The organism is Nanobdella aerobiophila, from assembly GCF_023169545.1.
In the GTDB taxonomy this organism is placed as follows: Archaea; Nanobdellota; Nanobdellia; order Nanobdellales; family Nanobdellaceae; genus Nanobdella; species Nanobdella aerobiophila.
This window is the reverse complement of sequence record NZ_AP019769.1, coordinates 582769-600198: the sequence shown is the minus strand read 5'-3', so window position 1 is coordinate 600198 and position 17430 is coordinate 582769. Positions and strand designations below refer to the sequence as shown.

At 25.5% G+C, this 17430-nt stretch carries 13 protein-coding genes and 1 tRNA gene; 5 read left to right on the top strand and 9 right to left on the bottom strand.

Annotated elements, in window-relative coordinates; all coding sequences use genetic code 11:
- Entirely contained in the window at positions 1-2727 is a 2727-nt protein-coding gene (locus MJ2HA_RS03450) for a hypothetical protein (protein ID WP_258393152.1), read from the top strand.
- A 2-nt stretch (positions 2728-2729) separates the two neighbouring features.
- On the opposite strand, the gene MJ2HA_RS03445 is transcribed toward MJ2HA_RS03450, so the two are convergent.
- From MJ2HA_RS03445 to MJ2HA_RS03425, 5 genes are read right to left on the bottom strand one after another with little or no spacing between them, the layout of a single operon-like run.
- Positions 2730-3563, bottom strand: coding sequence for a type II secretion system F family protein (locus MJ2HA_RS03445; protein WP_258393151.1), 834 nt, complete (start codon positions 3561-3563; stop codon positions 2730-2732).
- The gene (locus MJ2HA_RS03440; RefSeq protein ID WP_258393150.1) at positions 3560-5110 is read right to left on the bottom strand and encodes a type II/IV secretion system ATPase subunit; all 1551 of its coding nucleotides are present in this window, start codon (positions 5108-5110) and stop codon (positions 3560-3562) included. The genes MJ2HA_RS03445 and MJ2HA_RS03440 overlap by 4 nt, the downstream gene beginning before the upstream one ends.
- Before the next feature lie 15 nt (positions 5111-5125).
- Entirely contained in the window at positions 5126-5365 is a 240-nt protein-coding gene (locus MJ2HA_RS03435) for a hypothetical protein (protein WP_258393149.1), read from the bottom strand.
- Positions 5362-5883, bottom strand: coding sequence for a hypothetical protein (locus MJ2HA_RS03430; RefSeq protein ID WP_258393148.1), 522 nt, complete (start codon positions 5881-5883; stop codon positions 5362-5364). Before MJ2HA_RS03430 ends, MJ2HA_RS03435 begins: the two co-directional genes overlap by 4 nt.
- A 58-nt stretch (positions 5884-5941) precedes the next feature.
- On the bottom strand, positions 5942-7270 hold the full coding sequence (locus MJ2HA_RS03425) for an RNase J family beta-CASP ribonuclease (RefSeq protein ID WP_258393147.1): 1329 nt from the start codon (positions 7268-7270) through the stop codon (positions 5942-5944).
- A gap of 471 nt (positions 7271-7741) precedes the next feature.
- Between MJ2HA_RS03425 and MJ2HA_RS03420 the strand changes: the two genes are divergently transcribed.
- The gene (locus tag MJ2HA_RS03420) at positions 7742-9685 is read left to right on the top strand and encodes a His/Gly/Thr/Pro-type tRNA ligase C-terminal domain-containing protein (RefSeq protein WP_258393146.1); all 1944 of its coding nucleotides are present in this window, start codon (positions 7742-7744) and stop codon (positions 9683-9685) included.
- A gap of 30 nt (positions 9686-9715) precedes the next feature.
- Complete coding sequence (gene glgP, locus MJ2HA_RS03415; RefSeq protein ID WP_258393145.1) at positions 9716-11317, top strand: alpha-glucan family phosphorylase; 1602 nt, start codon at positions 9716-9718, stop codon at positions 11315-11317.
- A 32-nt stretch (positions 11318-11349) separates the two neighbouring features.
- On the opposite strand, the gene fen is transcribed toward glgP, so the two are convergent.
- Positions 11350-12396: a flap endonuclease-1 gene (fen, locus tag MJ2HA_RS03410; RefSeq protein WP_258393144.1), complete on the bottom strand. Its 1047-nt coding sequence runs from the start codon at positions 12394-12396 to the stop codon at positions 11350-11352.
- Between the two features lie 39 nt (positions 12397-12435).
- Here fen and MJ2HA_RS03405 point away from each other — a divergent pair, with 39 nt between their 5' ends.
- Together MJ2HA_RS03405 and MJ2HA_RS03400 are read left to right on the top strand one after the other, a co-directional pair.
- The gene (locus MJ2HA_RS03405; protein WP_258393143.1) at positions 12436-12606 is read left to right on the top strand and encodes a hypothetical protein; all 171 of its coding nucleotides are present in this window, start codon (positions 12436-12438) and stop codon (positions 12604-12606) included.
- Between the two features lie 16 nt (positions 12607-12622).
- Positions 12623-16390: a hypothetical protein gene (locus tag MJ2HA_RS03400; protein ID WP_258393142.1), complete on the top strand. Its 3768-nt coding sequence runs from the start codon at positions 12623-12625 to the stop codon at positions 16388-16390.
- Here the strand turns inward: MJ2HA_RS03400 and MJ2HA_RS03395 are convergent.
- From MJ2HA_RS03395 to MJ2HA_RS03385, 3 genes are all read right to left on the bottom strand, one after another.
- Positions 16382-16729, bottom strand: coding sequence for a nucleotidyltransferase domain-containing protein (locus MJ2HA_RS03395; RefSeq protein ID WP_258393141.1), 348 nt, complete (start codon positions 16727-16729; stop codon positions 16382-16384). The genes MJ2HA_RS03400 and MJ2HA_RS03395 overlap by 9 nt on opposite strands.
- Positions 16717-17082 (bottom strand): HEPN domain-containing protein, encoded by a 366-nt coding sequence (locus MJ2HA_RS03390; protein WP_258393140.1) that lies wholly within the window; start codon positions 17080-17082, stop codon positions 16717-16719. The genes MJ2HA_RS03395 and MJ2HA_RS03390 overlap by 13 nt, the downstream gene beginning before the upstream one ends.
- 212 nt (positions 17083-17294) lie before the next feature.
- Positions 17295-17366, bottom strand: a tRNA-Ala gene (locus MJ2HA_RS03385).
- Between the last annotated feature and the right edge of the window lie 64 nt (positions 17367-17430).

Below are 17430 nucleotides of genomic sequence, written 5' to 3'. Positions count from 1 at the left end.
ATGAATAAAATATATAAATATTTATTATCATTGGTTAGCCTTTTACTTTTAGTGAATTTTAAAGTATTTTCTGCTACACCCATAAGTTCTTGTGGTTTTACGATTAGTTCTCCTGGTTATTATTATTTAACTAAGAATTTAACAGTGACAGGTTCTGGTAACGCATGTATAAATATAACTACTAGTAATGTTATTATTAATGGAAACGGGTATTATATAATTGGACAGGGCGCGAATGATAGCAATTACGGAATTTATTACTATCAAGGTACCTCGAGTAATGGAGATTTGTTTATCATAAGTTATATAAATGTAAGTTTTGTAAGTTTTCAAAATATAGAATACAGTATATATTTCTATTCTAATGCTTATTCTTCTACAGGTTATCCTAATGCTTATTCTTATGCTTATATAGACAATAATACATTTTCTAATATAACCATATATAATTCTTCTAACGGAATATATCTATACTCTTATTCTAATTCTATTTCATATTATTCCGATGCTTATTCTTATGCTTATATAGACAATAATACATTTTCTAATATAACCATATATAATTCTTCTAACGGAATATATCTATACTCTAATGCCCACTCTTTTTCAGATTATTCCAGTGCTTATTCTTATGCTTATATAGACAATAATACATTTTCTAATATAACCATATATAATTCTTCTAACGGAATATATCTATATTCTCATGGGAATACAAATACATCTGTAGATGTTAATAAATTCTATAATATAATCATATATAATTCTTCTAACGGAATATATCTATACTCTAATGCAGGTTCTTATGCTTATCTAGAAAATAACGAATTTTTTACCATAAATGTATTCAGTTTAAGTTATGGAATATACCTCCAAGTTTATAGCCCGAGCAGCAACGGCTTTTCAGTGTCTTATTTAGAAAGTAATGGTTTTTCTAATATAACTGTATATAATTCTAACTATGGAATTTATATATATTTTTATACTTTCTCATATGTAGATAGCAACTCTTTTTCAAACATAAATATCTACAATACAAATTATGGATTATACTTTTATCCTTCTGGTTCTTACTATTCCGAAATAAATAGCAATTCTTTTTCTAATATAACTGTATATAATGCTGATTACGCACTATATCTTTATTCTTATTCGGGTTCTGCTTACTCATATGTAGATAGCAACTCTTTTTCAAACATAAATATCTACAATACAAATTATGGACTATACTTATTATCTTATGCCAATTCACCAGTGGTAGTGCTTTATTCTTATCTAGATAGCAACTCTTTTTCAAACATAAATATCTACAATACAAATTATGGACTATATCTTATTTCTGATTATTCTTATTTAGAGAATAATATATTTTCTAATATAAATATTTATATTTACAATATATCTAACGCTAACTATATGATAAATGCGGGTTCGTCGGGTGTCTCCGGCGCAGATTATGGTTTATATATGGCTTCTTCCACGATTCAAGATAATTCGATCTCTAATCTAGATGTCTTTGATTCATCTCCTGATCTTCTTGCGGACATAAACTCCTGCAATGTCGGAAATTCTGTTTTGATACCTTTACTCTACTCTACTACTAACATAACTATATCTATAGGATCTTGCGATATTAATATAATTAAATCTAATCTTTTTAATTCCAATCAATATATAAATAGCTCTCCCTATATTAATGATTATTATCTGCAAAATTTACAAAATAGTAATAATTATACTCCAGGAACCTGGACTACTGGAATAGAATTATATTCTAATATATCTTATCCAGAAAATCTAACAATATTATTAAATAATAATGTTGCATATCAAGAAAATTTTTCCTCACCTTTACAATATTATAATTTTAATTATATATTATCTAGGGCAGGTATATATAATTTAACATTATTAGCATGTAATAATAATGGATGTATAGAAAATACAACAGATAATGTTTATATAGATAATAACCCTCCAATAATAAATACAAATTTAATTAATTCAACTGTAATAAATAATAATGATTATTTATATTTAAATATCTCTAGTTATGCATTATCAGGTATAAAGAACATAACTATAACAACAAATAACGGATATTCAAATACATATTATAATCAAAATTCAGCAATAATTCAAATTCCATATAACCCTTCCAATATTTTAAATGTATATATTAGTGCATGTAGTAATGTTAATTTATGCTCAAATGAGAATATTATATATCAGCAGGGTACATTAACTGAAGTGTATTATGGAATAATCCAATTACAAGCATATATAAAGTATAATAGTACTATATCATATCCTATAAATAATAATACTTTAGATTTTGAATTAGATAAACCAGATTATAATTTAATATTGAATATAACCAATATAGGTAATATCACATTAAATAATATTACTATGTATATAGATCAAATAGGACAGAATCCTGAAGTTCTATTTAATAATATTCCATTATATACTACTAAAGAAGTATATATTAATCAATTACAACCAAATCAGTCATATATACTACAATTTTCCGTATTGCCATTTAATCCTGGTTATTCAGAGTTGGATATAGGTTTTAATGCAAATAATGATTATATAGGAAATGGGGAATATATATTGAGTGTACAAGGATATACGAATTCTGCAGGATCTATAGTCGCATCAGAAAATTATAATGTTTTAGCGATAATTATTGCAATAATATCTGGATTATTATTAATATAATTTTATATTCTAGGTTGATATATATGTATCATATATAAATAAGCTATATATGAAAAGGGGATTATTACAACGAAAAAGAATATTAGAGAATTTAATATTGCTATATTACCAGATGCATAAGAGAATAAAAATGCCAATATTAATAATACTATAGGAAATGTAATAAAGAAAAATGCATAAAAAGTTATCCATAGGTTTGCTTTTTCATTATATGCTTTTAATTGTATTTCATAATCCTCTAATTTTTCCTTTGCAAATATTCTAGCGAATTCTCTTATGGAACCACCAGATTTCACTACAGATATTAATCCATATAAAAATTCTTTAAATTGGTCTGATGGGGTAGTATTAGCTAACTTTAATAATGCAGAAATTAAATCATATCCGAATACATCTATTAATGATAGCAAATATGAAATTTCTTTATTTATCATACCAAAACTCTTCTTTTTATTTAATAATCTGAATATTTCTATAATATTCATTCCAGATCCAGAATAAGAATAGAAATATAGAGAAAAAAAGGATAAATTATCGTCTATGCTTTTTAGGTAATCTGTCTTTGCAGCAGTAGGATATATATATAAATATATAAAAGTAAATAGTCCTACTGCAAAACCAAATAATATACTAATTATAAATAATACTATATTGTAGAAATTCAAATATATTATGAATATAATAGATATAGATACAGTTCCGATTATAAATAATAATAAAGAGTATTTTATTGTTAAATTTATATATTCTTCTACAGATACTTTAAATTCTGTATAGTTTATATCTATTCTCTTATTTTTAAAATACGGATATAAAAATTTAGTTAATTTATTCATTCTATTTCTGATAGTAAACTATCCTTATCTATATAATATAGCTTTATATAGTTTGAAATCTTCTTTTGATCTCTTATATTTTTATTCAATAAATATTTTATTATCTTTTCTTTTTCTTTTATAGACTTTTCTATGTCTTGTTTATAACCTAATCTATACCTCAATTCATCTTCTATTGTTTTTCCTAAATCTTTTGTTTCGAATTTATCGTCAGAAAAATCCCATCTAATCACACTCTTAGCTTCAATTTCATTGTTTTTATATTTTCCTACTTCTATTGCTTCTCTTACTCTTCTAGCTGATGGAGATATATTCCTAGCCCTTATCATAAATATTACTGCATCAAGTAATGCTACCTGATCTACCGGTAAATTAATTGGTGGAGTAGTTAATCTTCTTATTAAGGATTTCCAAGTATCTGTATGTATTGTAGATAAAGCAGCATGACCGGATGCCATGCCCTGAAACATTACATAAGCTTCTTCTCCTCTTACTTCTCCGACAATTACATAGTCTGGATTCTGTCTAAATGATTCTGCTAATAAATTATACATATTTACTTCTCCATAATATCTGTCTCCTATATTAAATCCTCTTCTTGTAGTAGCAGGTATCCAATTATCATGATATAATTGTAATTCTCTCGTATCTTCTATAGAAATTACTTTTGCATCAGGGGGTATAAATTGAGAAATTACATTTAACAGAGTTGTTTTTCCAGAAGAGGTAGATCCAGAAATTAGTATATTTGCTCTTGCTTCTATTAGTGTCCATAAATATGCAGCAATTTTTGTATCTAATGTTCTGTCCTTTATTAAGTCTGTTAATGATAATAATTGCTTTTTGAATTTTCTTATAGTAAATGTGGGTCCTTTAGTAGTTATCTCATCAGTATATGTAATATTAATTCTAGAACCATCCGGTAAAGTAGCATCTAATAATGGTTCTGCATAAGAAATATTTTTACCTGTTTTTTGAGCTAATTTTATTGTAAATCTATCTAATTCATCTCTAGAAAATATTATATTTGATCTTAGTATACCATATTTACTATGGTGTACATATATAGGTATATCATAACCATCACATGATATATCTTCAATAAATATATCATAAAATAAGGGTTCTAATTTTTCTAAACCTAGCATGTCTCTCCATAAATAATAATAATATTTTAAGAATCCATTTTTATCAGTTTCAATCTTAAATTTATTTATATAATTTCCTAGTTCTTTCATTAAAATAGTCTTGTGGTCTTTTTCTAAATATTTATCAGGATCTTTATATATATCATCAATTATATATTTTTTTATTTTTTCTATAAGGAATTTTTCTTCATAAGATAATTCTGGTTCTAAAAGTTCATATACTATTTCCTCTGATATTAAATCATGATATATATGTGCATATGAAAAATTACCAATCAAAGGATATATTATGTCAATTTCAGATTTTTCTTTATCTTGATTTATTTCTGGTATATAATTTTCTTTTTTAATCTGTTCGTCGAAGTATTTTAATACATCCTCAACCTTTATATATTTCATAATAATCTAAACTATTTATGTATTTTTAATTATAATTGTCTCTATATTCTGGTAGTTATTATATAAATATAATAAGTTTGATGTATTCTCAAATATTATATTTTCATAAATATACTTTTTTATGTTTATATAATTATTATAATTTTTATTATTTAAATTATTTAATGTATTATAGTAAAATAAAATTGATAAGGAAATTAATGTCAAAACAATAATAATATATAATATTTCCTCTATAAATATTTGTCCCTTCATGTGTATATATTAGAATATACTTCTATGCCATTTTTTACAATATTTAATATGCAATCATTTCCTACACATACACCAGTACAATTATCTGTTAATAAAACTGTAGATAAATATCCTTGATAACACCCATATAATATAGAGTTATCCCTATATTCTAATAGATAATATCCATTTAGACTAGGATCATAAACATAATAATCTCCGTATGAATATATTAACTCCCCATTATATTGCATATTATTTAATGTTGTTTTACAAAAATTACTAGATTCTATTAATGTTAGATTATTCAAACAATATAATTTATAATTTAAATTAAAATTTATATTGTAATAATAATCATTTTGTAAATTATATAATATATCTCCTATGTATTTTGATTGATAATTAAATGTATTTTCATTATAAAAATTTATAGCATATATCTTATTATTTATCCACCATGTAAATAATATATAAAATGCTATAGATGACAATAATAGTAGTAGTATGTATTCTATATATAGATGAATTGCTTTCATATACACTATTATATCTAATAAAAAATAAATGCTTTTATTTAAACCATTAAGTAAAAAATTATATATTAAATATTTTACTCTGTTGATCTTCTATAAAAAAGATATCTTCTCCCAATTTGTATCCCTTTTCTTCAGCTATGGTATAGTAAGCGGCTTTTTTATTTATGTCCCCATGATTGGGAACTATATTTTCTGGATTAAGCATTTTTATTAGCATATTATGATCTTGGGCTTTAGCATGTCCTGAAACATGTATATCCTTTATAATATTTACTCCCTTCCTCTTTAATCTTTCTTCTAATATTTTTCTGTTTGCTTCATTTATAGGATGTGGAATTACATTATTTGCAAATATTATAGTAGAATCTTTTATATCGAATTTAAAGCTATCTTTAGATAATTTATCTAATACTGAACCTGGTTCACCTTGATGACCCGTAACTACTAATAAATATTGTTCTTTATCATTATTTATGTTTTCTAATATCTTTTTGTATTCTTTTACGTCACTATACACTTCTGATTCTTCAGAAAAATTATAAAGATTTGTTTCTTCAGCAGCTTTTATATATTTTCCCATACTTCTTCCTATAAATATTACTTTTCTATTAAATTCTTTTCCTAATTCTATTATAGATTTTAATCTAGAAATATGTGAAGCAAATGTTGTTATAATTATACCTTTTGTATCTAAAGATTTTAGTACATCATATAACATATACTTTTCTATTATTTCTGATTGAGCTTTCGATAATTCTTCTGATCTTGTAGATTCTGATATTAATAATAATACATTTTCTCTTCCTATTTCTTTTAGCTTTTCATAATTTGTTCTTTTACCTATTAATGGAAAATTATCAAACTTAAAATCACCTGTATGAACTATGTGACCTTTATTTGTAATTATATCTACCATTATAGATTGAGGTATAGAATGTGTAGAATTTATTATATTTATCTTTAATTTATCTGATATATTTATTGTGCTATTTGGGCTTATTTTTTTAATATCATTTGATAATATAACTCCATATTCTTTCTCTTGCATCTTTAATAATTCTGCAGTATAAGGAGTACAGTATATAGGAACATTATATTTTGGAGCTAAAAAATTTACAGCACCTATGTGGTCTAAATGTCCATGAGTTAATATTATTCCCTTTATTTCTCCTTTATAATTTTCTAATATCTTGTCATTTGGTATTATGTCTAGATCATATAGTTCTTTCATAGGTTTATTTACAATACTTTCTCTTTCTCCAAATTTTGATATATTATCTACATTTATACCCATGTCTATAATAATTATTTCATCATCAATTCGTATTGCAGTCATATTTTTACCTATGTACGAATAACCCCCTACAGGTATTACTTCAATCTCCATCAAATCTTATTTTTAAAAAATTTAATAAGCTGACATCTTCCGGCCTTTGAGGACGAAGTATTTATTAATCTCTTTTTTATTTTTCTTAGGTAATTTTTATCGAGATCATAGTATTATTTATAATAATTCGTTATTTTTATTTTTTATAAATTTGCAATAATAAATTGTAATTTCTTAGCAATACGTACATAAGAAGAATAATAAAATTTTCTTATTTTAATTTTATATTCTTCTCTAAAGTATTTATTTAAATGAACCTATAAATACAATAATTTTTATGCCTCCATAGAAAAAGTAAAAGTTTTTATAAAAATATAAATAAAATTCAGGGTTTGAAGATAAATTAGATCTTGTATCTTGAAGTACTTTAGGATTTTTAATTGAACTAATTTCTTTAGTGAATTATTTTTAGTTTTGGTTCTTATAAACTTAAAATGCTTATAAATATTTTTATAAATTATTTGCCTATGAATGAAAGATTTCGGGGTTGAAGATATAATAAATCTTGCAAAGGAAAAGGGTTTTTTTTATGAATCTTCGTCTATATATGGGGCCAAGTCTGGATTTTATGATTACGGATCTCTAGGTTCTTTATTAAAGAAAAAATATGAAAATTTATGGAGACTATATTTTGGTAAATTGTTTGATAATATATATGAAATACAACCATCAGAAATAATGAATAAGGAGGTATTTATAGCATCAAAGCATTTAGAATTGTTTAATGATCCAATTGTAGAATGTAGAAAAGGTCATAGGTTGAGGGCAGATAAGTTAATTGAAGAAAATCTAAATATAAAAGCAGAAAGTTTGACTATAGAAGAGATGAATAAAATATTTGAAGAAGGTAAAATATTATGTCCTTTATGTAATGAAAAATTATCAAATCTTAAATTATTTAATTTAATGTTTCCAATATTTGTCGGACCAGAATCTGATCTATTCCTATATTTAGAGGATATAAGAAGAAGATTCGAAATATTATCTATACTGAAAAGAGATAATTATAATAAGGTAAATGAGAGGATAATATCATATATATATAAACAATATTTGGAAAATCAGAAAATATATGGTATAGTAATAGAGAATAAAACATATATATTTAATCAGGATAAAGATATAGTAATATTGTATGATTCTATAACAAATGAATATTTCTTATCTACAAATAAAGAACATAAAGAAATAGATGAATATTATATAGAAAAATTATTTAATTCTATACATTATATTGATATAAAGTTTGATGTCGATGACCTACAATTATTATTAGAAAAATATAATTCTATATTAAATAATGAGATGTATCTAAGACCAGAAACAGCACAAGGTGTATATATAGATTTTCCAACAGAATTTGTAATAAATAGATATAGATTACCTTTAGGATTATATATAATTGGGAAGGCATTTAGAAATGAAATATCGCCAAGAAATGCTTTAATAAGATTAAGGGAATTTACTCAAGCAGAATTACAAATATTTTTTGATTATTATAATAATATATTCAATCAGGAATTTGATAAATATAAAAATGAGTATATAAATGTATTATTGGTTAATTCAAGGTCGAAAAATGTGCAATATGAAGAATTATCTTTGGAAGATATATATAATTATACAGGAATAGATAAATTTTATATATACTTTTTGTATAAGGTATTTAGGTTCTATATAGATATATTAAAGATACCTAAAAACAAAATAAGATTTTATCAGTTGGATAATAATGAAAAATCCTTTTATAATATGTATCATTTTGATCTAGAATTATATCTAGATGATTTAAAATGGGTGGAAGTTGGAGGAATTCATTTTAGAGTATTAAAATTTGATACAAATATACTGAATAAAGTACCAAAAGATATATTAGAAGATCTAGAAAAATTATTTATAGGAAAAGATAATATTATGGTTGGATATGATTTATGGAACCATTTTATATTATCCAAAGATAGGAGATTTATAGTTACAAGGCCCGATGGATCTAAGTTTATCCCAGTAGAATTAGAATTATCATTTGGAGTAGATAGAAATATATTTTCTCTATTGGTATTAAATTATGATAATATATTAAAATTACCAGAATATTTATCTCCTGTACAAGTTGCTATATTTCCATTATTAGAAAATAAAGAAGATCATAATAAAGTTGCTAGAAATATATACAATAGTTTAAGGAAATATTTTGATGTATACTATGATGATTCTGGAAGAATAGGGATAAGATATAAAAGACAAGATGAAATAGGAACACCATACTGTATTACAGTAGATGACCAAACATTAAGAGATAATACAGTTACAATTAGATACAGAGATACAAAAGAACAGATAAGATTAAATATAAATGATTTAGTTTCCTTTTTTCAAGATAAATTTAACCTCTATAGAGTAGTAGACATCATATGAATATAAATTTTTAGATTTTTATATTTTATTATGAAAAAAATCGCTTTTATATCTCAAGAGTTCTCTATAGGCAAATTGCCAACTTATGCAGGTGGATTGGGAATATTAGCCGGGGACCTATTCTATTCTTCAAATGATCTGAAATATCCTATATATGGAGTTGGATTTGTAAATAAGAATGGATATGCAGAATATAGTATAAAAGATAAAGATATAATATATAAAGATGAAGATTATGATCCATTAGAATATTTTTTGAATATAGAGGATAAATTCCATGTAGATCTAAAAGGTTTAAGGATATATTTTCAAGTATGGAAATATAGTTTATCACACTCTAAATTATTTTTATTTGATACAGATATTCAAGAAAATAATCCAAATATTAGAAAATTAACTGGAAGATTATATTATGAAGAAAATGCTGAAGAAAAACTATTAAAAGATCTATTGTTAGGTTTAGGTACATTAGAATTTTTTGACAAATATGGTATAAATATTGATAAATTTCATTTAAATGAATCACATGGAGGTTTCCTAGCAATAGAATTATTTAAAAGGTTAAAAAATATGGAAGAAGTAAGAGAAAAATTAGTTTTTACCACTCATTCAATTATCGCAGGCCATGACGGATTCGATTATAATCTAGTAGAAAAATATTATGATATACCAATAGAAATAAAAAATATTTCTGGAAATAATTTAAGTTTAACTAAAGTATTATTGAATATATCTGGATTCTCTAATGCGGTATCATATAAGCATAAGGTTGTTACAGAAAGCGTATTCAATAAAAATTTAGAGTATATTACAAATGGAGTACATCATTTAAGATGGATAAATAATAAACTAGAATTATTATACGATTCTTATATCCCAGGATGGAGGTTGGAACCATCTAAATTATCTTATGCTGGTAGTATAGATAGAAATCAATTTATAAAAGTAAAGAATATATTAAAAGATGATTCTATAAATTATATAAATGTAAATTCCCATCAAAATAAATCTTTTAAGAATAATAGAATATTAATAACTGTTAAAAGAAGGTTAACTGAATATAAAAGATTTCATATGTTATTATGGAGACTGGATAAACTGGAAGAATTAAATAAAAAATATAATATACAATTCTTATTATCCGGAACATTTCATCCTAAGGATGATTTTACAAAAAATACTATAAAATGGATAATAGATACAATATCTACTATAGATGTACCAGTAGGTTTAATATTAAGAAGGGGTTTAGAACAAGAAAGAATATTATTAGCTGGTACAGATCTATTTTTACATATACCCAGACCACCATTTGAAGCTTCAGGAACTTCATGGATGAGGGCAGGATTAAATGGAACACCTACTTTATTTTCTAGAGATGGATCTCCTTTAGAAATAATAATAGATGATTTAAATGGTTGGTTCTTCGGAGAAAATAATTATGATGTAAATAGAAATACTGATGAAAAAGATATAGAGAATTTTTATGATAAGTTAGATTATATATTAAATATTTATAGAAATGATTATAATAAATTTATTGATGTATCATTAAATTCAATAAAATATATAGGACCATTATTTAATTCTTATAGGTGTTTCAAGGAATATATACATAAGGCATATGAATGATGACTTTGCCGAGATCTGAAAAATGATGAATTTTACCCATTCTGAAAAAAAGATAATAAATTTTTCTGTGATCCTTGCTTATATGATTTCTTTAACTCTTCTATAGATTTATTTACTCTTTCTTCTGAAAAGTCATGATTATCTATTAATATTTTCCTTATCTTTTCTTCGTCTATTTCTCCAAACTTTATATCTTCTTTATTTATATCTACTACCGGCGGATCTAAGAAAAATTTTTCTAACTCTTTCCATGATATATCATAATATTTATCCCAATTAATATAATTAAATATTTTTTCTGGATCATCATATTTTTTTACGATTTCATATGCTTTTTTTATACCTATACCTTTAATTCCGTCTGGGTTATAATCTGTGCCAACTACTAGAGCTAAAATTATTAATTTTTCTTGATTTAAATTTAGATAATTTAAAACATCTTTTAATTCTATTATTTCAGGAGATATATTAACTTCAACTCCACGTATCTTTCTTTTTCCGCTGATCGTTATATTTCTGACAACTCTAGTTCCTCCAAATAATAAAGAATCATAGTCCTGTGATCCTACAAAATCTGCTATATTTTTTTTAACTAAATATGCAGCTTCTGCTTCTCCTTCTGATGGTGCTTGTATATACGGTACGCCCATTGCTTTTAATAGTTCTTTAGCTTCATCTATCATATTGTAATCTAATTTAGATGTAAATTCTGCATACTTCTTTAAATTTTTTTCTCCCGCTTCTTTTGCAATTTCATATTTTTCTTCCATTTTTTTTCTTTGTTCTTCTCTCAATTCTTGTTCTTTCTTTTTAAATTCTGGATGTCTTCCATCAAATACATATATTAATTTAATTCCATTTTCAATTAAATTTTTATTTCTATAAAATAATCCAGATAAATGTGATGTAATTCTTCCTTTAGAATCCTTTAGAGGCGTACCGTCTGGTTGTCTTATTGCAGCAAGAAATTGATATAATGCATTAAATGCGTCTAATGCGACGATTTTCCCAGATAAATATGATAAATCGACTTCTTTTATTACTGGTTTTATTAATTCTCTTATTTCTGCTAAACCCATTTTAATATAATTTATAAGAATAATTTAAATTTATTTTAAATGAGAAAAGAAATTGGAAAATGTAAATATTGTAATAATTCTATATTTGATAATGATAAATATAAGACTTTAAATGCTAATGGAGATAAGATAATGTTTCATATACAATGTTTTAGAAAAGTTAGAAAAGAAGCAAAAAATTTAATGAAAGAAGGATTTATAAATTTTTAGATAAATTTATAAATTTATGAAAAAAGTAGTATTTTTATTATTAATCTCTTTTTTGATATTTATATCACACATTATTTTCTCTCAAGGTTCCTATAGTATAACAATAACAAATTCTCAATCTGTAGCAACTCCAACACCTTTCCAACAAGATATTGCTATTTGTAATGGTAATCCTAGTGTAGGTAATAATTTTGCATATGTAGATAATTCAACATTATTTAATGAAATTAATTCTAATGGATCTAATGTTTATTTTACAACTTCTGGTAGTTCTCCAAATATATATTCATGGTATGAAGGTCAAGAAAATATTAATGGAGTATCTTGTGATGTCTGGTGGGTAAATTTACCAAATGGAATTCCTGCAAATAGTCAAGTAACTATTTATATGTATATTGGATCTACTTCAGCTAATTATTATTCTCAATATCCTCCTTATGTAGGTGAAGCTCCTCAATTAAGTCCTACTTATGCAGAATATGATAATGGTAATGACGTATTTGATCTATACTTTAATGGAAATGCGCCTACAGGTGATTTTACTTTGTCAGGTTCTGGTGGCTCATTATCTACTACTACTACAACAGGACCAAATGGAAATGTAATAGATGTTTTAGATTATAGCCAGTCATCTAGTTCTATATCTTATCTAGCATATAACGCAAAATCATTAGGCGCAGGAAGTTATATTACGGAGACTCTATTTCAGTCTGATGGTGGAGGTTCTAATACTGGTACTACTGGACTTGGAAACTATATTACTGAAGGGTCAGGTAGTAGTGCAATCTATGTAGGCACACAATTTGGTGGAGATTATTTCGATCAGGATTATCTAAGTTCTGGTTCGATGACTTTCGATCAAAATGCACAAGGAACTGCAAATTCAAATTGGAGATACGCAAGTTTAACATATATTGCAGGTTCTTCATCTTATTATGCATATATTGCACCACAGTTATATTCTACATCAGGAGGATATAGTGGAACAGTAAATGCAAATCCAATAAGTAGTGCAACGACTATCTATTGGGATAATTATGCAGATGCAGGACCTGGTTCTCATATATATTATGATTGGGTTAGAATCCGTGCATATCCACCAAATGGGGTTATGCCTTCGATTTCAATCGCACCTGCAGTTTCAGTTACTTCGGTTTCATTATCGCAGTCTTCTTATACATCTTGTCCTGGAACTTCAGTAAATGTAGGAGCAACATCAAATTTAAATAATCCTTATTCTCAGCAAACAGCAGTTAATTTCTATTGTTTGCTTCCTGGTGGTATGATAACAATATCAAATTCTCAATCTGTAGCAACTCCAGCTCCATTTCAACAAGATATTGCAGTTTGTAATGGAAACCCGAATGCTGGTAATAATTTTGCTTATGTAGATAATCCAACATTATTTAATGAAATTAATTCTAATGGATCTAATGTTTATTTTACAACTTCTGGTAGTTCTCCGAATATATATTCATGGTACGAAGGTCAGGATAACATAAATGGAGTTAACTGTGACGTCTGGTGGATAAATCTACCAAATGGTATTCCTGCAAATAGTAATTATACAATATATATGTATATTGGATCTACTTCAGCTAATTATTATTCTCAATATTACCCTTACACAGGTGTTTCTGCATATTGGTATTGTTATTCGGAAGGATATACAAATATGAGTACATGTCCAAACTATGGATTATATGATAATGGACAAGATGTATTTAATTACTATTGGAACTTTGCTGGAACGAGTTTGCCAAGTGGGTGGACTGGAAGTGGTAGTTATACTGTGAATAATGGACTATCGGTTGCATATAGTGGTTATGCTTATACTTCATCTACATTTGGCTATAATAACAATAGTATATTAGATTTTTATGGGGATTTCCCTCCAGCAACAAGCACCGATAATGCTGCATTTGGATTTGTGCAGTCTGGAACTGGAAATGCAGGCGTAGATGCAGGATGGACAATAAATACTAATAATAACCAAGGAGACACGACTAATGCCGTTGGACAAACTGGTCTTAGTGGTGCTAGCGGTGCATACACAACTGGCATAAGCGGAGGAATTTCAGCTACAGGTTATCATGTCTGGACAATTTACTTCCCAACATCAGGTTACGTTCTTTTTGCCTATGATTATGTTAATTCAGAAAAAATTACCACAACCTTGCCAACTTCTGCGTATCCAATTGGCGGAATAAATTCTCAGGGTTCACAAGCAACAATTGGTCCTTTCTATTGGGTTAGAGTCCGTGCCTATCCTCCAAATGGGGTTATGCCTTCGATTTCTATTTCAGCAATAAATCCATCATATAATGATATAACTTGCTCATTTCCAAATGGAAATTCATGTACTACTACAGGAAATTCTTGTTCAGTACCAATAATAATATCTCCTTCTCCAACAGCTCCTCCAGGTTCATATTCTATTGTAATAACGGCATCTACTCCTAGCTCTTCTTCATCTTCAATATTTACTTATAATATTCAACAACAAATTTCTATAAGTTCAAACTACAATTCAGGATGGTCAACAAATCCTATCAATGTATATATTCAAGGATGCGGACAAAATTATACATTATTTGTAAGTAATAATATTTATTGCTCTTCTTCTTTGCCTGTTTTCACTGATTTTAATTCTTCATGCATACTAACTTCTCCAGCTTCTTATACTGTTTATGGACAAACATGTTATAATGGAAATTGTCTTAATTCAAATTCATTAACAATAAATATAGATAATAATTTACCCAACATTTCAATTACATTATTAAATATATCTAATACATCAATAATTGCAAATATATATGCATCAGAATATCCATCAGGTATAAATAATGTAGTAATATATGATAATGGAACACAAGTATATTCAACAACAGTTAATTCAAATACATTTTCTTATACAGTAAATCTACCGTATTCAAATTATACAAATTTAACAGTATGTGCTAGTACAAATGCAGGATTATCAAATTGTAATTCTAAAATAATAAATATAGTTGGTTTGTCAAATCAAGCTGGTATTTCTCAACCATTAATATACATATATTTATTAAATTCTACTAATAATAGCCTAGAAATGAACATTACTGGATATTCTTATTATAGTATAAACAATATATCTATTTCAACTAATAATGGATATTCAAATACATTTTATAATCAAAATTCTGTATTAGTTAATATACCATATACGCCTCCAAACTTATTAAATATTGATATAGAGGTTTGTTCTAATAATGGTCAATGTTCTTCAGAAACATTAGAATATGAACAGGGTATATATACAGAAACATATTATGGAATAGTACAATTACAAGCATATGTAGTACCTATCAATATTAATCAGAAAGAGTATCCTATAGGGAATACACTCAACTTCTATTTAAATAGTCCTGCGTATTATATGATATTAAATATAACTAATATAGGTAATGTAACATTAAATAATATTAGTATTAGTTTACAACAGATGGGTGATATGCCGGAATTATTATATAATAATTTACCTGTACAAAATATTAATAATATAAATATATCTGAACTGCAACCAAATCAGTCCTATATACTACAATTTTCCGTATTACCATTATATCCAGGATCTTCTAATTTATTATTTAATTTTAATTTAAATGGAAATAGTTTAGGAGATGCGCAATATAATCTGGTAGTTAATTATCCTTCATCTAATTCTTCCCTTGTTGCATCAGAAAATATATACTATCCCTTATTAGTCGGGATAATTTCTTTGGTATTATTATTAGTTTAGTTCTTTATACTCATCTATAAATTTTTTATACCATTCTTCCCATTGATCTATACTAATTATATGAAATTCAAATGGATTTAGTCCAAATTCTTTATTTATTAGTTTATAAAATTTCATTCTTTCTTCTTCATCTATATTTTCTTTTAATATTATTGCAATATCTATATCAGATAAAGGATGCATATTTCCTTTTATATAGCTTCCAAATATTATTATTTTATATAATTTATCTTTAAAATAATTATTTATAATTTCTTTTAATCTTTCTAAATATTTTTTATCTCTAAATTTTTTATATCGATCCACTAAATATATATGAAATTCAGTTATTTTATCCATTCCTTGAATTCTTCTTTGAATTTATTAATTAATTCTATTGACTTTTTTGCACTTTTTTCACTATATTCTTTATCTAAATATCTAGAAGTAATATATGCTTCTTCTATTAGATCTATTACATCAGAATTTTCATTATAGAAATCAATAAATTTACTATTTATATTTTTTGAAATTTCAAATAATTCTTTTAATTTATGTGTTTTAGGATACTCTTCAAATTTTTTATATAAAATATATTTTAAATATAATTGTAAAGCTTGTTCTGTAAAAAATAGTGTAAATTTATATTTTCCTTCTTTGTAAGCTTCTTTTGCTTTTTCTTCAAAGTATTTAGCATTTTCTTCTAAGAACATAATATTATATTTATGTTAGTAGATATAAGAATTTTTCCTTATTTAATTCATACATATATAATATTGCAGATACCGCTAAATTCAGTACACCATATTTATCATTTGTAGGTATAGTAGATATCATATTGCATTTTTCCAATTCTTCTTTATTTAACCTCTCCTCCTCAAATACAAGCTATATTCTACTTTATTAGTATTATATAATTTTTGTATGGACCCGCCGGGATTCGAACCCGGGATCTTTGGCTAGCGAGGCCAAAATCCTACCACTGGACTACGGGCCCTTTCATATATAAATAAAAAATAGATATTATAAAAAAATTTTAAATAAAATTCTAAATTCAAAAA